Annotated in this window: 18 protein-coding genes and 2 rRNA genes (1 of these 20 cut by a window edge); 6 read left to right on the top strand and 14 right to left on the bottom strand. The window is 35.2% G+C overall.

The annotated features are described in order from the left end of the window. Window positions 1-40: 40 nt before the first annotated feature. From KMW28_RS00705 to hslV, 3 genes are all read right to left on the bottom strand, one after another. The gene (locus KMW28_RS00705; protein ID WP_066211008.1) at window positions 41-427 is read right to left on the bottom strand and encodes a hypothetical protein; all 387 of its coding nucleotides are present in this window, start codon (window positions 425-427) and stop codon (window positions 41-43) included. A gap of 189 nt (window positions 428-616) precedes the next feature. Beyond that, window positions 617-1,498, bottom strand: coding sequence for a 1-aminocyclopropane-1-carboxylate deaminase/D-cysteine desulfhydrase (locus KMW28_RS00700; protein WP_244994477.1), 882 nt, complete (start codon window positions 1,496-1,498; stop codon window positions 617-619). Window positions 1,499-1,768: 270 nt separating this feature from the next. Then, a complete protein-coding gene (gene hslV / locus KMW28_RS00695) occupies window positions 1,769-2,314 on the bottom strand; it encodes an ATP-dependent protease subunit HslV (protein WP_169664897.1) in 546 nt (181 codons plus the stop codon). 458 nt (window positions 2,315-2,772) lie between these two features. Between hslV and KMW28_RS00690 the strand changes: the two genes are divergently transcribed. Further along, a complete protein-coding gene (locus tag KMW28_RS00690) occupies window positions 2,773-5,343 on the top strand; it encodes a M1 family metallopeptidase (protein WP_169664898.1) in 2,571 nt (856 codons plus the stop codon). A 119-nt stretch (window positions 5,344-5,462) separates the two neighbouring features. Here KMW28_RS00690 and KMW28_RS00685 read toward each other — a convergent pair whose 3' ends face one another. Next, a complete protein-coding gene (locus KMW28_RS00685) occupies window positions 5,463-6,245 on the bottom strand; it encodes a hypothetical protein (protein WP_169664899.1) in 783 nt (260 codons plus the stop codon). Between the two features lie 261 nt (window positions 6,246-6,506). Here KMW28_RS00685 and KMW28_RS00680 point away from each other — a divergent pair, with 261 nt between their 5' ends. From KMW28_RS00680 to KMW28_RS00665, 4 genes are read left to right on the top strand one after another with little or no spacing between them, the layout of a single operon-like run. Next, the gene (locus KMW28_RS00680) at window positions 6,507-7,247 is read left to right on the top strand and encodes a transmembrane-type terpene cyclase (protein ID WP_215585774.1); all 741 of its coding nucleotides are present in this window, start codon (window positions 6,507-6,509) and stop codon (window positions 7,245-7,247) included. Beyond that, window positions 7,202-9,433: an NAD(P)-binding protein gene (locus tag KMW28_RS00675; protein WP_169664900.1), complete on the top strand. Its 2,232-nt coding sequence runs from the start codon at window positions 7,202-7,204 to the stop codon at window positions 9,431-9,433. Before KMW28_RS00680 ends, KMW28_RS00675 begins: the two co-directional genes overlap by 46 nt. A gap of 25 nt (window positions 9,434-9,458) precedes the next feature. Beyond that, window positions 9,459-11,609 (top strand): 7TM diverse intracellular signaling domain-containing protein, encoded by a 2,151-nt coding sequence (locus tag KMW28_RS00670; RefSeq protein WP_169664901.1) that lies wholly within the window; start codon window positions 9,459-9,461, stop codon window positions 11,607-11,609. 17 nt (window positions 11,610-11,626) lie between these two features. Further along, window positions 11,627-11,917: a DUF3817 domain-containing protein gene (locus tag KMW28_RS00665; RefSeq protein ID WP_066211024.1), complete on the top strand. Its 291-nt coding sequence runs from the start codon at window positions 11,627-11,629 to the stop codon at window positions 11,915-11,917. Between the two features lie 104 nt (window positions 11,918-12,021). Here the strand turns inward: KMW28_RS00665 and KMW28_RS00660 are convergent, their stop codons facing one another. From KMW28_RS00660 to KMW28_RS00635, 6 genes are all read right to left on the bottom strand, one after another. After that, entirely contained in the window at window positions 12,022-13,209 is a 1,188-nt protein-coding gene (locus KMW28_RS00660) for a PepSY-associated TM helix domain-containing protein (RefSeq protein ID WP_169664902.1), read from the bottom strand. A gap of 72 nt (window positions 13,210-13,281) precedes the next feature. Then, a complete protein-coding gene (locus tag KMW28_RS00655) occupies window positions 13,282-14,508 on the bottom strand; it encodes a hypothetical protein (RefSeq protein WP_066211027.1) in 1,227 nt (408 codons plus the stop codon). A 16-nt stretch (window positions 14,509-14,524) separates the two neighbouring features. Then, window positions 14,525-16,936 carry a TonB-dependent receptor gene (locus tag KMW28_RS00650; RefSeq protein ID WP_169664903.1) on the bottom strand — a complete coding sequence of 804 codons (2,412 nt, stop codon included), beginning with the start codon at window positions 16,934-16,936 and terminating at the stop codon, window positions 14,525-14,527. A 264-nt stretch (window positions 16,937-17,200) separates the two neighbouring features. Next, a complete protein-coding gene (locus KMW28_RS00645; RefSeq protein ID WP_169664904.1) occupies window positions 17,201-18,364 on the bottom strand; it encodes an MFS transporter in 1,164 nt (387 codons plus the stop codon). A gap of 30 nt (window positions 18,365-18,394) precedes the next feature. Next, window positions 18,395-19,222, bottom strand: a complete 828-nt coding sequence (locus tag KMW28_RS00640) for a helix-turn-helix domain-containing protein (protein WP_169664905.1) — start codon at window positions 19,220-19,222, stop codon at window positions 18,395-18,397. A gap of 72 nt (window positions 19,223-19,294) precedes the next feature. After that, window positions 19,295-21,412: a beta-agarase gene (locus tag KMW28_RS00635; RefSeq protein WP_169664906.1), complete on the bottom strand. Its 2,118-nt coding sequence runs from the start codon at window positions 21,410-21,412 to the stop codon at window positions 19,295-19,297. A 273-nt stretch (window positions 21,413-21,685) separates the two neighbouring features. Between KMW28_RS00635 and KMW28_RS00630 the strand changes: the two genes are divergently transcribed. Continuing rightward, a complete protein-coding gene (locus KMW28_RS00630) occupies window positions 21,686-22,549 on the top strand; it encodes a lysophospholipid acyltransferase family protein (protein ID WP_169664907.1) in 864 nt (287 codons plus the stop codon). Window positions 22,550-22,582: 33 nt separating this feature from the next. Here the strand turns inward: KMW28_RS00630 and KMW28_RS00625 are convergent, their stop codons facing one another. From KMW28_RS00625 to KMW28_RS00610, 4 genes are all read right to left on the bottom strand, one after another. Next, entirely contained in the window at window positions 22,583-23,023 is a 441-nt protein-coding gene (locus KMW28_RS00625; RefSeq protein ID WP_169664908.1) for a MarR family winged helix-turn-helix transcriptional regulator, read from the bottom strand. A 90-nt stretch (window positions 23,024-23,113) separates the two neighbouring features. Beyond that, window positions 23,114-24,502, bottom strand: coding sequence for an alanine/glycine:cation symporter family protein (locus KMW28_RS00620; RefSeq protein WP_066211040.1), 1,389 nt, complete (start codon window positions 24,500-24,502; stop codon window positions 23,114-23,116). Window positions 24,503-25,077: 575 nt separating this feature from the next. After that, window positions 25,078-25,189 (bottom strand): 5S ribosomal RNA (rrf, locus tag KMW28_RS00615). 68 nt (window positions 25,190-25,257) lie between these two features. Continuing rightward, window positions 25,258-26,499, bottom strand: a 23S ribosomal RNA gene (locus tag KMW28_RS00610) (it continues 1,637 nt past the right edge of the window).

Genomic DNA, 26,499 nt, shown 5'->3' with positions numbered 1-26,499 from the left:
CTTTAATATTAAAGAGTTATGATAGTATAATAGTACATTTTTAATCTCTTAGCACATAATAATATGTTCCTTCTGAAGACATTATTAAATCTGCTTTTTTAGAAATTTGATCGAGATCAACATTATGAACGTCTCCATTATGGTAATGTACAAGTCTGAAATCTTCAGCACTATATACATATACTTCCGAAACTTTGGTGACCTCATCTTTAAGGGCTTCGTTTTCCATTTGAGCACCTAAACCCCAATCTAATTCACTTATAGTTGCTTCTAAATTTACAGTGTATTCAGGGCCTAACATTTCAAGAATGGAATACTCTTCTGGCGAATACTCTTCACTGTTTAATTTTTTTATCTCATCAGTCTGTGCAAATAATACACTACCTATCAATAACAGAAATGCAGTGAAGAAAGCTTTAGGTTTCATGGTAGTATTGTTTTTGGTTGGGAATATATTTATATACGTAATTTGGGTTGTTACAGATTGAATTTATTTTTCCGCAACGTGTAAGTTTTATTTAATTTTCGATATCTTTAAAATATGTTAAATATATCAAAAAAGCAAGTTTTTAGGGTTATAAATCAAGATTTAACACTCGTCCGATGACATTTTTTTTTAGCGATTAATCTGTAATCCACCAGAATGAAGACATAGTATTCGATCACCTTTAGAAAAATATCCTTTACCTATAAGATCCATCACTCCATAAAGCATTTTACCAGTATAAATTCGCTCTAACTCTACGTGATGTTTTTGATGAAATTCCTCTATAAATTGAATCAGTTCTGGCTTTTTCTTGGCATATCCTCCAAAATGATAATCAGTAATTAACTCCCAATCCACATTTTCCTTCAAACCCGACTCTTTGATAAAGCCTCGAATATCATCATATAAAAATTCACCTCCTTTTAGTGCGGGGAATCCTAAAACTCTCATATTTTCATCAAGAGAAGAAATTAATCCCGCCAATGTACCTCCTGTTCCACCTGCCGCACATACAACATCAAATTGTTGATTAGAATTATTGATCTCTTCACCCAATTCTGCTACACCTTTTAACGCTAAAGCATTTGATCCTCCCATAGGTGCCACATAAAAATCACCCAACTCTTCCTTCAACCTTGGTATATGATCTCTGTAATTTTTAAATGAAGTGCGATCCATATACACTAACTTCATCCCCTGACTTTCAGCAAAACTTAATGTTGGATTTAAAGGCAAATGCTCCTCTCCTCTTATCATCCCAATAATCTTCAATCCATATAATTTCCCTGCCGCCGCAAAGGCATGAATATGATTCGAATAGGCTCCACCAAAAGTAAGTATAGTAGAATACCCCTCCTCTTTTGCCTGAAGCAGATTATACTTTAACTTCCTCCACTTATTACCCGATACATCTGGATGAGTTAAATCGTCTCTCTTTATAAAAAGGCGAACCCCATTCTGGTCTAGAATGGGGTTCTGAATTTCTTGTATCGGAGTGTTTTCTTTTATCACTTTTTTAAATGAAAAATTAAAAATGAAAAGTGAAAAACGTAGTTACTAATTCTAACGCAGGTGTTTCATGTAGTGTGTGGTAAAAACATCCTTGAAGAAACAAACTCAAAATTTGCACGGAATCCCCTTAATTATGAATTTACCTCTTACCTCTTACCTAAATAACTATATTCCTGTGCTTATGATACGCTATCTACATAGCATACCTTTGCCCCTTAGTTATTAGTTATTACCTATTAGTTAAAAACGAGCGTCAATTCCTAACTAAAACTATTCCTTCACCGACTCAATCACAAAATTGTGGTTCGTATAAATACAGATATCTGCAGCAATACTCAACCCTTCTCTTACCATTTCTTCAGCAGATAAATCTGGAGCATGTTTTTTAAGTGCTAGAGCAGCTGACTGTGCATACATACTACCAGAACCAATTGCAGCGATATCGTGGTCAGGCTCGATAACATCACCTGTACCTGAGATAATCAACACATCGTTGATGTCTGCTACGATCATCATTGCTTCTAATTTTCTAAGGTAACGGTCCGTTCTCCAATCTTTTGCTAATTCGATAGCAGCACGTTTCATATTCGTTTCTCCGTATGCACTTAATTTCTCTTGGAAACGCTCCATTAAAGTAAAAGCGTCTGCTGTTGAACCCGCAAAACCACAAAGGATTTTACCGCCCATTAGCGTTCTTACTTTCTTAACATTACTTTTTGCTACAGTATTTCCGAAAGTTGCTTGTCCATCTGCACCCAATGCCACTTTACCATCTTTTTTGATCGCAAGGACGGTGGTTGATCTAAATTTTTCCATGTTTATATTTTTATGTTATTAATTTCTTTCAAATGATTTGAATGATAGAAAGAACGATGTATCCTTTTCATCATTGGTGTTTTTGAGTTGAAGTATCTATTTATCTTATTGAATTTAATGCTTCCTTTCTCAAACTACAAACCAGATTTTGATTTTATGTATTATCAATAAATGACCCACCAAGGTAGACATCGACAAATTGTCAGATTATTTGATATTGCCCCTCATTTATCACTTTATCCTTATTAGTAATGACCCGATTTGTCAGATAATTCCATTTTCAACAATAAAAACCGTGTATTTTTCATTATACTTTTATAAAAAACAAGGATAATCAATGTTCACTTTAAATAGTCTCAATAATTTAGAGTATTTTCAAATTTGATTACGAAAAAAAATACCTAGAATTAATTCTATTACATAATTCGATGATAATAAATATAAAAAGGGCCATCCTAATGCTATTTAGTTCAGCTGCCCTCATGCAATCGTGTAAAACTACACAAAGTGTTGCCCAACAAGACCAAACAGAAGTAAACCCTAATTTAGTGGACACTCCTCCTGAAGCTATAGAGGAAGTGGAGGAAACACCAACAGAACCAGTTTGGGTAGCTAAAAAAGGACTTTATAATGCTGCGTACAATCAAGATTTTAGGTTATTACACACTCAATTAAAAGTAAGTTTCGATTGGGAAAAACAACGACTTAACGGAGATGCAGTACTTACTTTACAACCTTATTTTTATTCTCAAAAAGATGTAATTCTTGATGCTAAAAACTTCGACCTACATAAGGTGGAGTTGGTAGATCAAAAATCTAAAAGTTTAGGTGATTTAGACTATTCATATGATAGTCTTCAAATTCATATCGCTTTGGATAAAGAATATACTAAAGACGATATCTTCTATATCCATATCAAATATACTGCAAAGCCTAACGAAAGAGAGACTTCTGGTTCGGAGGCCATAACAGAAGACAAAGGTCTATACTTCATCAACCCACATGGTGATGAAATTGGTAAGCCTCAACAAATTTGGACGCAAGGAGAAACTTCTGCGAACTCTTGTTGGTTCCCAATGTTCGATCATCCAAATGTAAAGATGAAACAGGATATTTACATGACTGTTCAAGACAAGTATGTATCGCTTTCAAATGGTAAACTGGTTAGTCAGCAAAAAAATGCTGATGGAACTAGAACAGATCATTGGAGACAAGAATTACCTCACTCTGTTTATTTAACGATGATGGCCGTGGGTGATTTTGCCATTGTTAAAGACGAATGGAGAGGTAAAGAAGTGAGCTATTATGTTGAACCGGAATATGAAAAATATGCACGTACCATCTTTGGTAACACTCCTGAGATGATGGAATATTTTTCTAAACGTTTCGATTATCCTTTCCCATGGGATAAATACTCTCAAATTATTATCCGAGATTTCGTAAGTGGTGCAATGGAAAATACATCTGCTTCTACTTTTATGGAATCGGTTCAGGTAACTGATAGAGAAAAACTAGATCAGGATTGGGACTTTATTATTGCTCACGAACTTTTCCACCATTGGTTTGGTGATCTTGTCACTACAGAATCATGGGCTAACCTGCCACTAAACGAATCATGGGCCAATTACAGTGAGTACCTTTGGAGAGAGTACAAACAAGGAAAAGACGAGGCTGACTACAACATTCAATCTGAATTAGAAAGCTATTTATATGAATCAGAATCTAAACAAGAACCGTTAATTAGATACTACTATCAGAACAAAGAAGACATGTTCGATAGTCACTCTTACGCCAAAGGTGGTTACATTCTTAATTTACTAAGACATACTATTGGTGATGATGCATTCTTTGAAGGTGCTTCATTATATCTTAAAAATAACGCTTTTAAACCTGCTGAATTCGCACACCTTAGATTAGCATTCGAAGAAGTAACGGGTCAAGATTTGAATTGGTTCTTCAACCAATGGTTTATGAATGCTGGTCACCCAACGTTCTTTATCAAAGACTCTTTTGCTAACGGAACTGTAAAACTGATTGTTAGACAGGAACAAGATCCAAAATATACTCCAATCTATACGATTCCAACGAAAGTCAGCTTCATTTGGGAAGATGGTAAAAAGGAAATCAGAAACATCACTGTTAGTAAAGATGTAGAGACTTTCCAATTCTCTTTCGATACTGCCCCTGCAGTTGTTATTTTCGATCCTGACCATATTATTCCAGGTGTGTTCAACCATTCAAAAACAGCCAATGCTTATAAAGTTCAAGCTAAATATGCTGAACAAGTAATGCATAGAGTGGAAGCAATTGATAAATTAGGTGAGTCGATCACTGCTGATCCTTCGATCATTGCAGATATCAAACCTTATTTATCTGATGACTTCTGGGGAATAAGAGAACATGCCGTTGATGTATTTAATGACTACCAAGGTACAGGCGATCTTACAGAAGTTGTAAAAGAGATTAGAACGATGGCGATTAAAGACAAAAAATCGTCAGTTAGAGCCAATGCTATTAATACATTAAGTACGGTGGATAATGAGTTTATCAAAACGGCAAAAATTGCCCTTAACGATAGTTCTTATGAAGTAATTGCGACATCACTTTATCACTCGGCAAGCATTGAAGGCCCTAGCATTTTAGCCAAAGCTAAAGAGTATGAAGATGCGAAGAACCCTAACCTAGTTTTCGTTCTTTCCATCATTTATACTGATTTGGAAGTACCTGAAAAGCTTGATTGGTTTGATAAAAAATTAGCTGAAATGAACGATCAATACAGACAGTATATGTTCCGTTCGATGACCGGCTATGTGATCAAACTCAAGACAGATGAAGAGAAAATGAAAGCTGCTGATATTATCCTTAAATATGCTACGAATAAAGGAAGTAGTAAAAGCACTAAGATTGCCGCTTATCAAGCAGTCAGTCCTTTAATGGAAGTAGAAGGAATCAGTCAGAAAGTGGGTAAAGCGTTGGAAAACGAAACCAATAAAGAAGTGATTGAAGAGCTTTCTCAACAAGGATACTAAATAAGTGAAGAGTGAAGAGTGAATAGGGAAGAGTGAAAAGCGAGGTTAGGCCTGCTTTTCACTCTTTTTTTTGATTAAATGAAGATGTTCACTTTTCAAAAGTGAGGATATTCTTGATATTAATCTACTAGTACTTCTTCGGATACAATTTCTTCTTTCGGTGCTGAATAAGTAGCATTGTATTTTTTAGGCCACCATAATTTCCAATCGAATTTTAACCTTAATCCTCCTAAAATAGTATTCTTTATAGACGGTATTTCCATCTTTTCTGAAGGTAATCCATCGATATCTTTTAAATCTATAGCTACTTTAGCAGGCTGTACCTCTTTATCTGTCACTTGATATTGAGCAGTCCAAAAAGTAGTATCATTATTTACAATAGCATTGGTATGCCATAATTCGCTTAACTTTTCTGCGTTTGGAAAATCTGATATCACTCCTGTATCTCCATCCGCTTCAGCATTCATCTCTATTGCCTCAATATGTTTTCTAAATACCTTTTCGCTATAGTGTTTTACTTTAGGAAAATCTGATATCGGTAATGGAACTTTAAACTTCCCTAACACTTTGTTGATATGCCACATCAGTTGTCCACCCAAAACAATTAAAAAGCTGTTCACATATAAGATTGGCGACATTTGATAATTGACCGTTGGGTTGTTCTTAAAATGTACATAGGGTACAAGAGGAATCATTTCGTAATACCTCATGGTAAAGAAGGAGAAGAAAATATGGATCTTCTGAGTATTGAACATAAAAACTATAGGGTGTTCTCCTTCTGGAGTAAGTGTTTGTTCGCTTAAACCTATTTCTTTTGGAATAAGTTTAGTCACTTCGGATTTAGGGTAAGAAGTAGCGGCAAGTATAGCATCGCACTCTCCCCATAAACTGGCTCTTTTCATAGTATTAGTAGACTGTTGAGAAAATGATGAAAAATAGTTATCACTAAAAATAAAAAATATATGTAGTTACAATAATAAACGATTATTCTGATAATGGTTTGATATCCACCTTAAAACACTACTTATTTTATAATGGAATACATATTAAATGCGAAAATTATAATTTCAATACGATTTATTCTTTATATTTCGGAACACTCATTTTTTAATGAACATTTTCTCAACTATTAACTTACTACAAGAATTAGGGCTCTCGTTGCTATGAATTTTTTTAACTATATGTCGGACTGGTACCACCATGCTGTAAACGTTTTGGGGTACACACAATTCGAACTCATTTTATTTTTTATTGGTTTTCTTAGCTGGTTTGCAGCATACATCTTGATTATAAAAGGTGTAAGAAAGTATAAAATCAATGAAATGCCATTAATGGTTGGTCCTGGCAATTGGGTCTGGGAATTTATTTGGGGATTCATGTTTGAACCCGAATTAGGTATGCCATTTATTATTGGTGTTCGTTTTTGGTTCTTTCTTGATGTGTTCATCAACGTTACTATTCTTGTTTATGGATATAAACAATTGCCACTTCCTGTTTTAAAGAAGAGGTTTAGATATACGTATATCATTGCACTTATTTTCTGGTTCTTTACAGTTTACACTTTTGGAAAAGTAGGTGATGACAATCCTTTAGGAGTAACATCTGCTTTAATGATTAATGTAATCATGTCAGGTCTCTATATCTATCAATTAGTTTTTAATGCTAATATGAGAGGTAAAGGTTTATCCTTTAAAGTGGCTATTCTAAAATGTATCGGTACGGGTGTGATCACTTTAGGGTCGATATTTAAATGGCCAGAATCTCTTTTCTTAATCAATTTAGGAGTTATTTCTTTCGTAATCGATGTGATCTACATCGTGCTATTCAAACAATATAAACCAGTTAAAGAAGAAGAATCATGGGAAGCAAACCAAGAAGAATTGCAGTACTCGGTGGAGGCTTAAGTGCTATGACATCAGTGTACACACTGATGCAAGAACCGAACTGGGAAGAAAAATACGACATTACTGTTTATCAATTAGGATGGAGAATTGGAGGTAAAGGAGCAAGTGGTGTAAATCCTGAAATTGGTTACAGAATCGAAGAACACGGTCTACATCTATGGATGGGATTCTATGAGAATGCTTTCAAAATGATCAAAGATGTTTATAAAAATCTTGATCGTCCGAAAGATGCTCCAATGTCTACTTTCGAAAAAGCTTTTTCAAAACAAGACTATTTCATTTTCACAGAGAATGTAAATAATAAATGGGTAGACTGGAAAGTACCCTTCCCTGCCTTACCGGGTAAAGTGGGCGATGGGCAACTTCCATCAGTAGAAGAAATTTTAGAAGCGGTTTCTGATTTTATCATTCACCACATTGTGGGTTGGTTGGAAGATCATTTATCGCACATCAAAAATAAAAGTTGGCTTCAGAAGATTGTTGATTTCTTTATCAAATTATTTGGTGGAAAATCAGATGCTGAGGTTCAAAAAATCAAAGACCGTTTCTTCCATCACTTAGAAGAAGAATTGGACGCTCTAGACGATGAGATCATTGCTAGGATTCAGCCGCTTTTCAGTAAAGTCGTTAAAAGAATGACCGAGAAGCTGAAAAACGATGAGGATGTTAGTGATGTTCTAGAAAGTTGGAGAAAAATTAAAAACTGGATTTGGGACCTTTTGGGTGATCTAGTTGAGGAAAATGATACTGCTAGAAGAGCTTGGCTCGCTGTTGATTTTGGTACTACCCTTTTCACTGGTATGCTAAAAGATAAAGTGCTGACAGTTCAAGATGGTAAACTTCATTTTGATTTTGAAGTAATCAACGATATTGATTATGGCGATTGGTTACAGAAACATGGAGCATCGGAAGAACACACTGTGGGTTCTCCAATCGTTCGAGCGATGTACGATGGCCCTTTCGCTTTCTTAAAAGGCAATCCTCATACACCAAATGTAGAAGCAGGTACCATTCTAAATATTTTCTTAAGACTTGGTTTTACATGTAAAGAAAATATTGTTTGGAGAATGGATGCTGGTATGGGAGACACGATATTTGGTCCAATTTACGAAGACCTAGTGCGTAAGAAACCCGATATGTTTAAGTTCTTCCATGCGGTAAGAGACATTACATTAACAGAAGACAATTCGGCAATTGATAAGGTGGTTATCGGTAAACAAGTCACGTTAAAAGAAGATAACTATAATCCTTTAGTAAATGTAAAAGGATTGGATTGTTGGCCTTCTCGTCCAATGTATGATCAAATTGATGATAAGGAAGCAAAAGAATTACAGGATAGAAATATCAATTTAGAATCGAGTTGGACGGATTGGGAAGATCGAGATACGATCATCTTAAATAAAGACGAAGATTTTGATGAAGTAATTTTTGGATTCTCGTTAGCTACTATTCCACATGTTGCTTCTGAATTAATTGATGCCAATGATGATTGGTATACTATGCTTCAGAAAATGAGAACTGTTCAAACGCAGGCGTATCAATATTGGTTCAATAAGGACGCCAAAGGATTGGGTATTGAAGAGGACAAGTTACAATCAACTTATGTAGAACCTGTAGATACATTCTGTGCCATGAATCAAGTTCTTGATAAAGAAGATTGGCCAAAAGAGTACGATCCTAAATATGTGGCTTATTCTTGTGGTGTTTTCCAAGATGCTGAATATATCCCCCCTTTTAATGTTCATGATTTTCCAGAAAAAGAGCAAGAAAGAGTGAAGGAGAACCTGAAGGAATATATTGATAAATACCTACAGCACTTAATTCCTAACCTCTACAATGAAAAAGGAGAATTTGATTGGGACGCTTTAGTGGATCTTCAAAATGGAAAAGGTGAAGAACGTATTAGCTCAATTTACACTAGAGTGAATATTGATCCTTCCGAAAGATATGTCTTATCTGTAGTAGATAGTTCTAAATACAGATTAAAGACCAACCAAACAGGGTTCAGTAACTTATATGTTACCGGAGATTGGATACAGAACGGCATGAACGCCGGATTTGTAGAAGGAGCTGTGATTTCGGGCTTATTAACGGCCAAGGCACTTTCTGATCAACCTGACAACATCGAAATCATTACAGACAATTGGACTATTCGATCCTTGGAAAAGGAATTAGAAATAGATTAATTTTTAGACTACAGCACGACCAACTATGAAGCTATTGTTTTTATTTCATCTTTTATTGATAGGCATTTCTATCAATCTCTCACTTGCAAAGTCAGGACCTCCTGAAATTATTATTGATGATAGTTTTACATCAATTAATATTGAGGAGCAAATGACCTATCTTCCTTTTGATAAGGAATATGATATGGATGATGTTTTAGGACATCAATTGGACGATCAATTTTTAAGTATATCCTCATTAGAAATTCCTAATGATCATTTTTCTGTATGGCTTTCATTCGTTATAAAAAACGAATTGGATTACCCTCAGGAAGTGTATGTGGGTAGTTCTGAATTTGATTATTTGGAATTCTACATACCAAATTCGGAAGATCATGATGTTTACAAAGGTGGAATATTAGAAAATAATGCTGATAAAAAGTATAAGGAAGGCTGTTTTTCTTTTGGTAAGTTTTCCCTACCTGCTAACTCTAAAAAACAAGTCTTTATAAAAGGTACTTACGTTAATGGAGCATATTTTCAGTTTACTGCACTTCCATTTACGGTGTATAAAAGTGAATCTTTTGAAAAAATAAATGCACCACAAGAGATGTTGCATTACCTATTTTTAGGGGCAATGTTGATCATGACTTTTTACAATTTGTTCTTACTAATCATTGTAAAGGATAAAACATATGCATTTTATGTAGGGTACAATATTTTTATTACCATCTACTGTTTAGGATTATCAGGTTTCTTATCAGAAAATGTATTCCCTACGGCTTCTTATCAAGAACAATTAGTAAATATTCCAGGCATTTTTGCTTTAATATTTTATGTCTTTTTTGCACAATCCTATCTTAAGCTTCATAAGTATTATCCTAAGTTAAATACCCTATTAAACATACAAAAGGCAGGATCTACACTTTCTTTTGTATTGTATGTATTGGACTTCACTACAATATCTATTGTCTATAACTTTATTGCAGCTAGTTTAGCTTATACTACAATTATTGTTTTAGCATATCGAGTATCTAAAAAATCAGTTGCAGGAAAATACTTTTTCATTGCCGGCATTTTTTATATCTCGAGTATGGGAGTTTCTATTCTTCAGATGTTAGAAATTCTACCTACGCATCTATGGATATTTAGCTCTGCTAATATTACAGAAATTGGTGTTGTTCTTGAATTATCTCTTTTCTCTTTAGGTTTAGGAGAAAGAATAAATGAAGCAAGAAGAGCCGTTGCGAAAAAAGAATTGGAGAAGAAGGCACTAATTGAACAAAAGAACCGTGAACTAGAGCAAAAGGTAAAAGATAGAACTATAGAACTTGAGGAAATGAACTCTGAATTAGCAACCACTAACGAGGAACTTCATTCTACTATGGAAACGGTATTTGAACAAAATAAAATCATTGAATTAAAGAATACTAACATCACTCAGAGTATTAATTATGCTCAGCGTATTCAAGAAGCAATGATGCCTACAGACCAATATTTGAGTAAGTTTCTAAGAAATCATTTTGTATTATTTAGACCTAAGGATATTGTTAGTGGAGATTTCTATTGGGCATATCATTTAGAAAATAAAGAAGACTTCTTTTTAGCTACTGTGGATTGTACCGGTCATGGTGTTCCAGGAGGTTTTATGTCAATGTTAGGTAGTGAACTACTTCGTGATGTCATCGAACACAGAAAAGTAGTTGATCCTGCTGAAGTATTGAAATTCATGAACGAAGGTATTGAGAATGCTTTAAAGCAAAACGATTCTCAGAACAAAGACGGTATGGACATGTCGTTATGTAGAGTAAACCTTCGTGAAAGAAAGATTTATTATTCTGGTGCCAAAAGGCCATTGGTTATCGTCCGCCATAATGGAGAAATAGAAATTATTAAAGGCTGTAAACTTTCGATTGGTGGTTTGGTAAGAAAAGATCTTTTCTCTTATGAAACTACAGTAATTGATGTTAATATTGGGGATAAATTCTACATGTTCTCCGATGGCTATGCAGATCAAATTGGTGGTGTCGAAGAACGTAAATTCATGACAAAACGATTTAGAGAGTTACTTAGAGATACAAGTTACTTGTCTATGCAAGATCAAGGAAAGAAGATCGAGCAAGTTTTAGAAGAATGGATTTCATACTTTAGATATGGTCAAGTAGACGATATTACTGTGGTAGGGTTTGAGATTTAAACTAAACAAATATCAGAATGACATCAATCAAAGGTTTAAGAATTGTAGGTTTCCTAGAAGGAATCTCTTTTCTACTACTCGTATTTATTTGTATGCCTCTTAAATATATGGCAGACATGGGGATGCCGAATAAAATTGTAGGCATGGCACATGGCGTTTTATTTATTGCCTACATCTATTTGGTGCTTCAAGTTCATTTTGATAAAAAATGGGGTTTTAAAAATAGTATATGGTCGTTTATCGCTTCACTCCTTCCTTTTGGAACTTTTGTGGCGGATAAAAAGATCTTCGTAAAATATATCGACTAAACAATAGTTTAATTGATAAAAATAAAGGGCGGTACTTCTTTGAGAGGTATCGCCCTTTACACCTTTAAAAGGATTTAAGTTTGGGATAATTCTAAAACAATATCTTATACAGCTAAAGCTGCTTTTTTCTTCTTCCTTTGTTTCTTTTTCTTCAGTTTATTGATCCAAATGATCAAGCCTGTTACAGGTAGTGTCGTAGCTATCAAACATGAGATAAAGTACAATAGTTTAGAAAAACCATTGAATACATATCCCAAGTGTATTGCCTTTACCAAACTCATCAGTTGTTTACCTAGAGGCTTGTCTTTAAATAACTCCGCCTTGATCAATTCACCATTTTGAGCATTGTAATACACCTGATCAGTGTATTGTAAACTAAAGAAGGATGCTTTATTCGTTTTTCTAATCGCTACATAAGGTGATTTTTTTGATGGTAAAGTCATACTCACATCTCCTTTGTAGTCTAAATAAGCATTCGCGTTATCAAGTATTTCTTGATAAGTCACCGATTTTGTTTGTTTCGCACTCGCAGGATCTACTTTTGGTCTTTCACCTCTAGAGAATTTTTCCTCTCCTGTTAATGCTTTATTCAATCCTGTTCTATACCAATCAAAAGACCAAAAGGGGCCAGTAATCCCCATCAATAAAAGAATGATCAAGCTATAGAAACCCAAAACATTATGTAAATCATAATTGATTCTTTTCCAACCGGCATTCTTCTTGAAAGTAAGTCCTGCTTTCAATTGCTTTACCTTTTTAGGTAACCATAATACAAGTCCCGTTAAGGAAATAATGATAAAAATGATTGTGGACCAACCTACAATAGGTCTACCGATATCCCAACCAAGGCCAAGATGACGGTGAACCATCATAAAGCCCATCATTACCTTTTTTACTTTCTCGTTGGGAGTTCCTAAAACATCCGCATTGTATTGGTCAACATAATAGTATTTACCAATACCTCTTCTTTTCTTTTTGCTGTTTTGGGCTTCTTTAATTTGTTCAGGTGTCGCCATGTTTATCACATAGGCTTTTTCTTCATCAGCAGGAATGTTGATTGAAAATACCTTCTTTTCCGAAGAAAGTGTTTGAATTAATTCATCTACTGATTGTTTATCACCTTCTGTGTTTTCTACAGAAGATACATGTCTGTCATAGTAAGCTTTAATTTCTGCCTCATAAGTATATACTGTACCAGTAAAACATACGATCACTAATACAATACTAGTAGCTACCCCTAACCAAAGGTGAAGGTCTGCACAAAGTTGTTTGAAAGAATACCCTTTTTTCATTTCGATTTTAGTTTACAATAAAGGAACTACATCACAAATGTAGTTCCTTTATCTATATCATATATTGTTATATTAGAATAATCCTTCGATTCTAATATTACCTTCATCCAATAAAAGACCTTCTGAAACCTCAGAAGAAGCAACATCAATAATATATACTTTAGGAGTGATGTTCGTATCTGTTGGAGTAATTGCCATGTAGAACTTCCCATCTCTAACAATTGCCGTTTGGTAAGCGAACATATCACCGTTAGGTACATCTAATTTCTCTACAGATTTAGCATTAATATCTAAACGAAGTAGTCCCCACTGATCTGAATCTACACCAAACTCAACTGACATGTAAATAATACCATTTCCTACGTGATACCATTTGTTAGTACTGATCGGTTGACCATAAGCTGCTGATACATCAAATACCCATTCTGTATCGTACGCCCCATCTTTCAATCTTACTAAAACAGTATGATCAGAGTCATTAGTTACCGCATTTGCTTGATAAACATAGCCATCAATTTCAGCCATATTTAAACCTCTGTAACCATTTGTATTACCATTACCTAATTCAGATCTAATGTATTTTGGATTCTCCAAAGAAGGGTAATCCAAAACAATAGTATGCATACCTGTTAAACCTTCAGAGCTATTATTCTCGATATCTCTACGACCTACACCATAGTAGATCTTGTCGTTCATTACTGTTGGAGCATCCACTCTAAATGCATATGCTTTTTCATTTAAATCCCAATCAGTAACAGGAACATCCCAAGTTTCCATAATTTCAGAAATCACCACCTCTGGAATTTGAACACGAGTAACATACATAGTACCCTTTTTAGTGATACCGTTTCCTTCATCTTCGATATCGGCAGTATTAATATTGTGGATCAATATTGTTTGCTCATTAATTTTCCAAGGACGAACGTGAGGATTACCACCCATTACTGGAGCAATATCCAATTCTCTGACTAGATTATATGTACCGTTTTTATAAGCTAATTTTTTCAAGTAGCCTCCACCATAATCGAACATATATACCCAACCCAAATCATCTGTAAATACACGTGCAGAACGAACAGGATTTAAGTGATATCCGTTATTTAAGAAAGTAAGGCTTCCTTCCTCTAAACTTTCTGGTGATGAGATATACACTTCAGTATCCGAATCATTAAAACGAGCCACTACGTGATCTGCTTTAATTGTTTCTTTATCATTGTTTTCAGGAGTAGTATCTTCAGTACTACAAGCAATCATTGTAGATGCAATTGCACCTAATAAAAAGTACTTAATTTTGTTCATTTGAAACTCAATAGGTTTAATTAATTCTGTAAGTCAGTTTTCCAAAAATTGATCGACCGGGTTTTTGCACTCCAAAATTATCAAAGGCCATTTGGTCAAAGATATTTTTACAGTCTAAACTAACTGTCGCTCTCTTATTGGAGAAAGTATACGATACATTGATATCGTGTAAAGCTTGAGTGGGAATGATAGGTTTGTTTTGATCTCCGATAACGTCCCAATCAAAATGAAATTCGTGAATGTAGGCAAAGTTCCAGTTCACCTGAAGTCTGTCACCTGTATTAAAAAGAGAATTGAAACTTCTACCTGCACCCGCATTAAAAGTGAGATAAGGCATGTTCGGTTCTCTTGCCATATAATGTATATTTCTAACTCCCTCAGAGTTGAATTCCTCCATAAATCTTGAATCGAGATAGTATCCTTGGACCATGAAATTCCACTTTCCACCAAGGTTATAATCAAATTGTAATTCCACTCCTTTTGAAACTACATGCCCAATGTTTTCGAACATTGTATAGCTTTGATCATTTTGTTCGATAATTGTACTTCTAATTCTATCGTAAGTATCTCTGAAAAAGAAGTTGGTATTCATACTCAATTCATGAGTTGAGTTGTCAACTAATTTTATCTGACTACCTAAGTTTACATTGAAACTCTTTTCTGGTTGAAGGTCTGTCGATTCGTAAATCTCTCTAGAAGCATTACCAAAAACCTCATTGGTATTTACCAATCGTACTGCTTGTTCTGCTGATGCGTTAATTCTGACTCTTGGAGAAACTTCATAAGACATTGTTGCACCATATCCCCAATTGTCATCAGGACGAACATTATAAACAGTGTCTAAAACATTATTGGTGTACTCAATTTTTTCTTGCTCTAATCGATTGTAATAATGTTTTACAAAGACTGAACTTTTCAGTTTATCATCAAATAGTGAGTTTTGATAAGTGAAGCCTGTGATCTGTTTGTTCACAATGTTAGCAGTATTAAAATCACGGCGCTCTCTTTCTGCCATTGGATCATCAGATGATCGATTATATTGATTGAAAGAGTAGTTAAATCCTATTTGATGTTGATCGTTAAAACTATAGACACCCGATAGACGAACGATTAAATTCTTATTGTGATCTTGATTTAATGTAGAATTATTTCCTTCACCTGGAAGTGGCGTTACTCCACCAACTGGCGGTATCAAATTGCCGTACCAATCGTATCTATTCGTAGTGGTATCGACTGTCGCTCTTTGAGAAATGGCATATTGAACATTGGAGTTAATGTCTAAGCCTTTCACCAAGAAATCTCTTTTCTGATAATTCACACTTGGTGCAATTGTCCAACCTCTTGAGTAACGTTCACCATAAGGAGTTAACATTCTAGCACCATGCTGACTCTCTTTATAATCTTCTGAAGCATTGACAGAAAAGAACAGTTGATCTGCCCATTTCTTATTGGTTACTCCTACATCTATTTTTGCTCCATAAGAACTGTAAGCATCGTTAAAACGCTTTACTCTTTCTCCTGTTTTAATGACTGAAAGGAAATCAGGATTTCTTGATCCATCCGGTAAAAACTCTCTATAATCTTTAATTTTGATATCGTCAGACCATACTTCATAATCATTGTCTGAGTGATTATAGAAAGCAGAAAGTCTTACTGTTTTTCCCGATTTATCTCTAAAAGATCCATTAATATCTGCTCTATGTGTATTGAATGAACCATAAGAATATGCCACATTTAATGATGATCCTTCAAGACCTTGTTTCGTAGCATCTTTTGTAATAATATTAATTGCACCCCCTAAAGCATCATTGCCTAATTCGATAGGGACAACACCTTTATATACATCGATTCTCTCGATAAGTGAAACAGGAATACTGTTAATAGAATAAGAAGAACCATACGATTCCATTGGCATTCCATCGATAAATATTCTTACCGCATTCCCAGAAAGTCCATTGATATTGATTTGAGTACTCGAGCCTAAACCACCATCTCTTCTTACTCTCAAACCGGCTGTTTGATCTAAAATCTCATTGATTTCCAAAGACTGCATCTGCAAATCTTTTGTATCGATAGAGGCCACAGCAAAACCAGATTTTTCTATTTCTTGTGCTTTCGTCTCTCCTTTTACTACAACCTCATCTAAACTCACTAAATCTTCTTCCAAGAATACTTTAATTGGAGTCGTTTGATTAGAGGGAACATCAATTATTTGTTCTAAATAGCCCGTACAAGAGATTTTTACTTGAGCATTGGAAGGGACATTTGTTAGTTTAAATTTTCCTTGAATATCAGTTACTACACCTTTTGTTTCACCAATCAATTGGATCAGTGCAAAAGGAACTTCTTCTTTCGATACTTTATTCATGACTTGCCCCTCAATAAATCTACCTTCTTGTGCATAAGTAGAATTGAAAGTTGTTGTCATTAATAATAATAGAAAGGATAAAGTAAGTTGGTAGTAAGGTTTAATTCTCAAAATTGTTTATTTAGACTTAATATAAATAACAATCAAAAGTAATTAATTTAGACGGATTATAAATAAGACTTTACATTTATTCACATGAAAAAATTAACAATAAAATATCAGGTGTAAAAAACTCCTTTTGATGTATCTAAACTGATAAAAAAAATACCTCTACACTAGCATTATTTTCTAGTATAGAGGTATAGTCTTGATTTATTTGATGCCCTATCCAAGCTTTCTTTTTCCTAATAAATAACTTGATAAAGCTAAAGCTAATACAAATACAATCAAGAAATATATTGATAATGCTGTATGAGGATCTAAAAATGTAGCAGTGTTTGAAATAAATGAGGTGATCATCCAACAGCCAGAAAAAATAATCGCATTGGCTATTCCTGCTCTTTGACCATGCTTTACTAAAGCTGTACCTAAATGTAAAGGGAATAATATAGCAGCTACAAAAACGATGATGCACATAACACCAATAACGGCTATATCAGATTCTCCTTGAGATTGAAAGAAAAGAAACCCGATGATACATCCTGTAAAGCCAATAATAAAAGAGGTCATCGTTTTCTTATGTAGGTCAATTTTTGACAAAAATCGATTAAAAATATTCCCAAATAACCAGGCTACTGCTAATATAATTTCCGCCCAACCAAACTCGATAGGTGTATAATCAAAAATATCGGTCACATAAAAACTCCCCAAAGTATCAAATATGGGAACAATGGTATAAAAACAACCACACATAATTAAGCTTCTGACAAAGACCGTATCTTGAAACAAGATTTTTAAATCATGAAATGCATTCTTCTTATTTAAAGGTTTCTTATTGTTATTCGTCTCTTTAGAAAAGAATATCATTACTAGCATTAATGTAGAATAGATGATCAGAAAAACAAAAACGGCTTTATAACTAAACATGGTCAGAATTAAACTACCTACCATTGGAGAAACTGTAAGTGCTAAAGCAAAACCTATGGTGATATAATTAACGGCGTTTTTATATTCTTCATCGGTGTGAATATCTCTCACCACTGCCCGTGAAGCAACAGCAATAAATGATATAGCTAAACCTTGTAAAAACCTCAAAAAGATTAAAACATGAATATTGTTCGTTAAAACAGCTCCAATTAATAAAGTTATCAACATAGAGATTGAACTTATCAACACTGTTTTCCGATTATAAGCATCAGTTACAAAACCAGAGAAGATTTGTCCAATACCAAAGCCTAATACGCCAAATGTAAATACATACTGTGCTAGATGCGTATCAACACCTAATACCTCTTTTATAGATGGAAGTGAAGTAACTACTATATCTACTGTAACAGCTGCAAGTGGAACAGTGAGATACATGATGAATGCATGAAGTTTCTTATTCATTTATATCAGTTTAATATTGGATACTTCTGTTTAGAAAATTTTATGCTGATTACCTCTATACTTTAAAGGTGTCACTCCAAATTCTCTTTTAAATACTCTAAAGAAATAACTATGATTTTGATAACCCGCTGCAGTATAAATATTTTTCAAAGAAGCGTTAGTCATCGATAACTGCTTGGCACAGTAATGCACTCTTTCTTTATTGATCAATTCTGATAACGTCATCCCATAGCTTTTTTTCACCACCCTGTTCACATGATCTGCAGAACGCTGACATAAATCTAAAAATGCTGCCTGTCCTTTATTTAATTGATGTGGCATTCTAAACTTTTCTATGGCCTGAATCAGCCAATTCGGAATTTCATCATTGATCGTATTCTTCTGTTGAAGGATATCAAAAAGATGCAACATAAAAAGATCTAGGTAAAGTGATGTTCGAGGATTATCGAGTAAAATATTTACTCGGTTAATCAATTCTTTTAAAGCTTCCTTGTTAAATGTTCCTTTAAATGGAATATCATTAGTGGTCCAATACACCAGTTTTCCATCAAAATATCTTTCCGAATACTGATGAATAATATCTTTCGGTATGGCGATATTCGTAATCACTAATCCCTCTTTAGATACTTTTTTAAAAGTATGGGTATCATGATCACGAATAAAACAAAAACTTCCGGTTTCCAGTTTTTCTTCCTCTCCATTTAATAAATGCACTCCCCGACCATTTGAGATATAAAAAAACTCGTAATAATCATGAGAGTGTAAGTTCAAATCCTCTGAACTATCAATTGTAGTTCGAGCAATATGAAATGTATCGGAAGGCTTATCTAAGAAATTTTTAAGATGAAATTTTTTCATTGAAGCAATCAATAAGTATTCTTTCTCAAGATAGAAAACTTATCGATTGCCATAAATATTTGATTCTAAATATTAGTTATTCACATTACCCAAACGGTAATCATACAGTTGGTAGTTGATTTCCCGAAACTTATCAACAACTTCTTGGTAAGGTTGGTCGGTGACATCTACCAAACCTACATTGTAGTTTTCTCCATCTCCTCTCCCTGTTAATGGCTGATCGGTATATTGAAACCAATGGGCCCCAATAATATTCGGGTGATTTAATGCAGACTGAATGTAACTTATATATTTCTCTCCTCTATCATTTTGGTCTTTTGCTACTTTTACCCCTGGGTGGAAACTTCCTCTATCGATTGCTCCAAAATGAAATTCACCAATAAGAATTGGCATATCCACATCTTCAGGTAGACTTACATGCTTTACACTGTACTCGTATTTATTGAAACTTAGAATATCGCAATATTGAGCAGCCGATTTCATGACAATCGCATTATTCCCCCAGGCAAATCGACAACCTAAATACAATTGATTAGGAGCGACAATAGCCAATTCATCATGAATTGTTTTAAAATAAGTAATCGCTATTTTTTGATAAAAAGCATATACATCTTCATTGGCACCATCTCCTAACTTTGGATGGGTATCTTTTGAAAGTGTTTTCCAAGAAGCATAGTTTGTTGCCCATTGCTTATTGAGTTTCTCAATTTTTTTATACTTCTGCTTTAAGTCTGATATAAATTCTTTTTTCGCTGGTTGACTTTCCGGACTCTTCAAAGTAGCAATTGATAAGGATCCGATATTTCCCCACGACATTTCGTTATCTACAAAATACCCAATACACCAAGGATCGTTTGCTCCTAAACTTTGATCGGCGACAGATTCCTTTACTTTTGATTTAAAATCTTTGGCAAAAACATCGTGAAATTTGCCCCAATAACCATTCGACCCTTCGATCTTTTGTGTATCTCTAATCCAAACTGAACCCACATATGGGTTTTTATGCGACTCTATAGTTTGTTTATCTGATACAAAACCGATAGTATTCATCCCCCATGATTTAATTCTTTTGTTGGCCAACTCTGCAAACTTATTTTTCCATTGATCGCCGTATTTTCGATATAAGTTGGCTTGATAGAAATTGAAGGTCTCATACTCATCAAATTGTTGATAGAATCCTAATGGCTTCCATTTTGATGTACTATAAAACTTTTTCAATGGATCATCACCTTTAGGTAAGTAAGAAAATAATTCTTCACGCCCAGTAATACCTGTAGACATACTATGATTATTTACACAGTTTAAGCCACTTGACCAGAATAAATGTCCTTCAGGATCGACTAACCACCACTTTCCTTTATGCTTTTTAGTATAAAAATGACCTTTTACCTCAAATTTTTCATCTCCAATATGACCACCAAACTTCGATCTACTTGGAGCTTCTTTATGTGCTAAATAATCTTTCTCTTCGTTAGTAATACTTTGATTTAACTCCCCATCTGAATGTATTTTTCCTTTCCAATCGGTGTATTTACTTTGTCCGTATTGATCTACAAATGGAATAACATTATCAGGTTTTTGTTTCTTTAATAGCTGTTTAGCACTCAACTTTTTTACTGCGAAGGTATTTTCTTTATAAGAGTATCTTGAGTTAAATGTTATTTCTTTGATGGTGGTCACATCTCGTTTTAACATCCCAAACATCCCTCTCATACCAGGATATTGTTGGGGTTGAGGATCAAATACCCAAGGAGACCATGCAAGAGGTACAGTAATTTTTCCTGATTCCCCTGGTTCTAAATCAACATAATCTGAACAGTACCATCGTATTAATCCTTTTTCATCTACATTATCACCTACAAACATTTCTACTTGAATGTACTCTTCTCCCAAGTTTTCCACTTCGGCTTCAATAGTGTACATTCCCTCCAAGTTCCATGGGTGATTATTTGATTCATAAATCACTACACCTGATTCTTGTTTAGAGAACCCATTCCTTACAATCAAAGTATTATTCTTCAATTCGAATGTGGCGTCTTTTGCTTTAATTTGATTGGATATTTCGTTAGATGAAAAGTCTATCAAACTGTGTTCATCAATTGATTTTGGCGGATTGAATGCTAAAAAAAATAGGGTTCCAATAGATATCACTCCTATAAGCCAAGTAAGTTTGTTTGCTTTTTTTCTCATTGCTAATATTAGTTGTTTTGATCACTGTAATAAATAGAAAAAATGGAGGTAAAGTAGGATGTATTTTAACCATAAGTTAATCTATTACATCACTTAACAATGTACATAGATAAAATACAATTGTGAATTTTTGTAAAAAATAGTAAACGGAATAGGGGTATCTATGTTCTTAATTGTCATGAACATGAAAAACTATCAATCATTCATCTAAATCAAATACTACTTCAACGGCTTTATAGCCTAAAAAGAAGTATTCTAAACTGTTCAATCAACATGAAAAACTTAAAATTTTTTCCGTTTTATACATTATCTGTAATACCACTTCCGATTCTTTATTTATTATCGGATGTTATGTTTGTATTGGTATATTATATAATTGGATATAGAAAAGGGGTAGTAAATAACAATTTAAAGATTGCTTTTCCAGAGAAATCAGATAAAGAGATAAAACGTATTGAAAGAAGCTTTTACCGTCACTTTTGCGACATGATGGTGGAGAGTATCAAAACGTTAACAATGGGAAAAAGAGCGGTAAATAAACGTATTAAAATTGAAAACGAAGAGCTGATTACTCAGCTATATCAAAATAATAAAAGTATTGTGATGTATTCTGCTCATATGGGAAACTGGGAATGGAATGCTTTCTTCCCTAATTTCTTTCAACATAAGGTGACTGCATTTTATCAACCGCTTTCAAATAAATATTTTGATGAATTAATGCAGCTTATTCGCAGTAGAATGGGTGTTTTGTGTGTTCCTTCCCAAAAAGGATATAAGACATTGATGAAACTTCAGCAGGAAAATAAGTTAACGCTTAATTTAATTATTGGGGATCAGAGTCCAAGTGCTCACCCAAAAGCATCTAAATATTGGACTGAATTTATGCATAAGAAAACAGCATTTTTAACGGGTGCAGATGTGATTTCACATAAGAGTGATTATGCTGTCGTTTATCCTCAGTGTACTAAAATTAAGAGAGGTGTTTATGAAACTAAGTTCGTTCTTCTGGATGAGTCACCAAAATCCTCGGAGAAATTCTCATTAATTGAAAAGTACTCTAAAGCATTGGAAGAAAATATAAATAAGCAGCCTGCTTTATGGTTATGGAGTCATAATCGTTGGAAGCTTTCAGCATAAATGTATATCAAATAGGTGGTGTGAAAACATTACCTATTTTTTTTCATCCAAGTGATGGATCAGTTTATCCAAAGTAGTCTTTAATAACTGTAATTCTTCCTGATCCATTGTATTTTCCTTCAGCAAAGATTCTGGAATACAATGTGCTTGCTCTTTTAATTCTTTTCCTTTATCGGATAAACTCACTATATAACTTCTTGTATCTTCTTTCGATTTAGATTTTGATATTAACCCTTGCTTTTCCATTCTTTGAAGCAAAGGAGTCACCGTGTTCGTTTGAAGATATAATTTATGTGTGATCTGATTGACGGTTAAATGATCTTGTTCCCATAAAGTCATTAATACCAAATATTGAGGATATGTAATCTCCAATTCTGATAAAAATGGTTGATATATTTTAGTCACTAACCTCGAGGCAACATACAATGGAAAACACAATTGATTTTCCAATTTAAGAAGATCGTCTTTATTCATGGTTTACCTTTAATTAAATCGGATAACAAATTTACAAAAAAGACCATCCAAATGTTTCGGATGGTCTCATTATATATCTTGATTGGAGAATTAATATCTTCTTTTATAATCAATTTTATCCATTCTTTCGAAGTAATCTATAGATGCTTGCCTTACCTTAGGGGAAAGTAATAAAGCACCTACCATTGTAGGTATCGCCATAGTCGCATATACTCCATCAATTAAATTAATGATTGCTTCTAATTTAATCATAGCTCCCACTACAATCATACACACATAGAAATAATTAAAATAATGCTTTTTATCTGCTCCTATTAAATACCCTAAACATTTTGTACCATAATATGAAAATGAGAACAATGTAGTTAGTGCGAAAAATAATACACATACTGAAAGAACCCCAGCACCACCAACTGGAAATGCAGCTTTAAAGGCTTCTGTTGTAAGTAAAACGCCATCTACTTTCTTTGCTGTTTGATCATAAACTCCAGATGACATAATAGCTAAAGCAGTCATTGTACAAACTACTATCGTATCAATGAATGGTCCTATCATAGCAACAAGTCCTTCTCTAACTGGCTCATCTGTTTTTGCTGCTCCATGCATCATTGGGGCAGTACCAATACCCGCCTCATTAGAAAAAGCTGCTCTTTTGGCTCCAATCATAATTACAGCTCCTAAAGCACCTCCACCAACAGATCGAAAATTGAAAGCTCCTTCAAAAATATCATCAATAATTCCTGGTAACTTTTCAACATTCATCACTATCATAGTTAATACTGCAACTACATAGATAACAACCATTACAGGAACTAATTTACCCGCTACAGTACCGATTCTTTCAATCCCTCCAAAAATTACAATAGATACCAATACTAAAATGACCATTCCAATAATGAAATTAACCAAGTGTATATTAGCTTCCGCTGGAATTACTTCTACAAAAACAACTGTTCTTAAAACCTCTGTCAATTGATTTGCTTGGAACATTGGTGTTACTCCAAATAAACCAGCTAAGGCAAAAAATACAGCAAGAGGTTTCCACTTCTTACCAAGTCCTTCTTCTATAAAATACATTGGTCCTCCCTCAGCATGCCCATGAGAATCATGACCTCTGTACATTACTGAAAGAGTACATGTGAAAAACTTTGTTGCCATTCCTAATAATGCACTTATCCACATCCAGAATAATGCTCCTGGACCTCCAGCTACAAGAGCTACTGCTACTCCACTTATATTCCCCATACCTACTGTAGCTGCAATTGCTCCAGATAATGCTTCATAATGGTCGATATCACCTTCAGCATCGGGATCATCATATTTTCCTCTTAATACATCAATAGCATGTTTAAAATATCGAAATGGTAAAAACCTTGAATAAATAGTGAAGAATAATCCTCCTCCAAGTAGCAACACTAGTAATGGTGTTCCCCATGCTAATGCACTAAAACCAGCACAAAAACGCTGAAATAAATCCATAAAAAGATAAAGTCAATTATTATAATCGCTATTGAATATATAGCTTGTTTTAATTTGAAAAATCTAAATTAATCAAATTCAATCATGTAGGCTAATGATGTTATAAGATATTAGAAAATAGGTAGTTGCTATGAGGGAAGAGGGAAGATCCCAACTACAATAACATAACCCAAGATTTTGGGGATGTTTTTCGTAGAAACAATATTTATTTCTCTGTCTTCCCAGAGGTGGCCTTGGCCCCTCGTTACACAAACTATTGGCCTATACTATTTGGGCATTGTCAATCCTAGTAATATTTGATATACCATCTACATCCCCGTCTCCAGCGAGGCGGCCTTGGCCCCTCGGGAACTATCGGTTTTCGCAGATATATCTACATTGGATAGAATTCCTTGCTTATTCAATATATGGCCATCCATAACCGTTTGTTCAGATTTTGAGTGTAAATCACAACAACACCCCGCAGGAATATCCTGATATTTCAAGCGGGTGGCGGTGGGATTTACGCCAAAATATGGACAAACAAAAAAAGGTTAGCTAACATCTCGTGTTAACTAACCTTCTATATTTAATGAATGTGGCGCCGACTTACTCTCCCGGGGGTTAACCCAGTACCATCAGCACTGTAGGGCTTAACTGCTCTGTTCGGAATGGGAAGAGGTGAACACCTACGTCATTGGCACCATCAATGTCTTGATATCATTGACTGTGAACAGTAAAAACTTTGTCAGTGCCCCCATCAGGGGACACCAACCGAAGAAAAGCTTTCGGGCGATTAGTACTTCTCAGCTTAATCCATCTCTGAACTTACACTTGAAGCCTATCAACGTCATCATCTATAACAACCCTCATAAGGAAATCTCATCTCGAGGTGGGTTTCGCGCTTAGATGCTTTCAGCGCTTATCCGCTCCACACATAGGTACCCGGCGATGCTCCTGGCGGAACAACCGGTACGCCAGAGGTGTGTCCAACTCGGTCCTCTCGTACTAAAGTCAGAGCCTCTCAAATTTCCAACGCCCGCAACAGATAGAGACCGAACTGTCTCACGACGTTCTGAACCCAGCTCGCGTGCCACTTTAATGGGCGAACAGCCCAACCCTTGGGACCTTCTCCAGCCCCAGGACGTGACGAGCCGACATCGAGGTGCCAAACCTCCCCGTCGATATGAGCTCTTGGGGGAGATCAGCCTGTTATCCCCAGAGTACCTTTTATCCTTTGAGCGATGGCCCTTCCATGCGGTACCACCGGATCACTATGTCCCACTTTCGTGCCTGGTCGAGATGTCTCTCTCGCAGTCAGGCTCCCTTATGCCATTGCGCTCTTCCGACGATTGCCGACCGTCGTGAGGGAACCTTGGAAAGCCTCCGTTACTCTTTTGGAGGCGACCACCCCAGTCAAACTACCCACCAAACAATGTCCGGGTTCAAAACCCGTTAGACCGTCGAACAGGAGAGGGCGGTATTTCAACAATGACTCCAAAACGCCTGGCGACGCTCCTTCACAGTCTCCCGCCTATCCTACACACTCCTGGCCAACGGCCAACGTTAAGTTGCAGTAAAGGTTCATGGGGTCTTTTCGTCCCGTTGCGGGTAAGCGGCATCTTCACCGCTACTTCAATTTCACCGAGCTCATGGCCGAGACAGCGTCCAGATCGTTGCACCATTCGTGCAGGTCGGAACTTACCCGACAAGGAATTTCGCTACCTTAGGACCGTTATAGTTACGGCCGCCGTTTACTGGGGCTTCAATTCAGAGCTTCGAATTACTTCTAACTCCCCCTCTTAACCTTCCAGCACCGGGCAGGTGTCAGGCTATATACTGAATCTTTCGAGTTCGCATAGCCATGTGTTTTTGTTAAACAGTCGCCTGGACTTCTTCGCTGCGGCCTCTTACAAAGTAAGTAGGCGCCCCTTCTCCCGAAGTTACGGGGCTAATTTGCCTAGTTCCTTAGCCATGAATCACTCGAGCGCCTCGGGTTACTCACCCTGACCACCTGT

Source organism: Flammeovirga yaeyamensis, assembly GCF_018736045.1.
Taxonomy (GTDB): Bacteria; Bacteroidota; Bacteroidia; order Cytophagales; family Flammeovirgaceae; genus Flammeovirga; species Flammeovirga yaeyamensis.
The sequence above is the reverse complement of the archived record's forward strand: the minus strand, read 5'-3'. Positions and strand labels throughout refer to the sequence as shown.

Excerpts from the sequence above, each read along its gene's own strand:
- KMW28_RS00705 (WP_066211008.1), bottom strand. The coding sequence starts at position 427 with ATGAAACCTAAAGCTTTCTTCACTGCATTTCTGTTATTGATAGGTAGT.
- KMW28_RS00625 (WP_169664908.1), bottom strand. The coding sequence starts at position 23,023 with ATGAATAAAGACGATCTTCTTAAATTGGAAAATCAATTGTGTTTTCCA.
- KMW28_RS00645 (WP_169664904.1), bottom strand. The coding sequence starts at position 18,364 with ATGAATAAGAAACTTCATGCATTCATCATGTATCTCACTGTTCCACTT.
- KMW28_RS00670 (WP_169664901.1), top strand. The coding sequence starts at position 9,459 with ATGAAGCTATTGTTTTTATTTCATCTTTTATTGATAGGCATTTCTATC.
- KMW28_RS00675 (WP_169664900.1), top strand. The coding sequence starts at position 7,202 with ATGGGAAGCAAACCAAGAAGAATTGCAGTACTCGGTGGAGGCTTAAGT.
- KMW28_RS00660 (WP_169664902.1), bottom strand. The coding sequence starts at position 13,209 with ATGAAAAAAGGGTATTCTTTCAAACAACTTTGTGCAGACCTTCACCTT.
- KMW28_RS00685 (WP_169664899.1), bottom strand. The coding sequence starts at position 6,245 with ATGAAAAGAGCCAGTTTATGGGGAGAGTGCGATGCTATACTTGCCGCT.
- hslV (WP_169664897.1), bottom strand. The coding sequence starts at position 2,314 with ATGGAAAAATTTAGATCAACCACCGTCCTTGCGATCAAAAAAGATGGT.
- KMW28_RS00620 (WP_066211040.1), bottom strand. The coding sequence starts at position 24,502 with ATGGATTTATTTCAGCGTTTTTGTGCTGGTTTTAGTGCATTAGCATGG.
- KMW28_RS00630 (WP_169664907.1), top strand. The coding sequence starts at position 21,686 with ATGAAAAACTTAAAATTTTTTCCGTTTTATACATTATCTGTAATACCA.
- KMW28_RS00655 (WP_066211027.1), bottom strand. The coding sequence starts at position 14,508 with ATGAACAAAATTAAGTACTTTTTATTAGGTGCAATTGCATCTACAATG.
- KMW28_RS00635 (WP_169664906.1), bottom strand. The coding sequence starts at position 21,412 with ATGAGAAAAAAAGCAAACAAACTTACTTGGCTTATAGGAGTGATATCT.
- KMW28_RS00665 (WP_066211024.1), top strand. The coding sequence starts at position 11,627 with ATGACATCAATCAAAGGTTTAAGAATTGTAGGTTTCCTAGAAGGAATC.
- KMW28_RS00680 (WP_215585774.1), top strand. The coding sequence starts at position 6,507 with ATGAATTTTTTTAACTATATGTCGGACTGGTACCACCATGCTGTAAAC.
- KMW28_RS00690 (WP_169664898.1), top strand. The coding sequence starts at position 2,773 with ATGCTATTTAGTTCAGCTGCCCTCATGCAATCGTGTAAAACTACACAA.
- KMW28_RS00640 (WP_169664905.1), bottom strand. The coding sequence starts at position 19,222 with ATGAAAAAATTTCATCTTAAAAATTTCTTAGATAAGCCTTCCGATACA.
- KMW28_RS00650 (WP_169664903.1), bottom strand. The coding sequence starts at position 16,936 with ATGACAACAACTTTCAATTCTACTTATGCACAAGAAGGTAGATTTATT.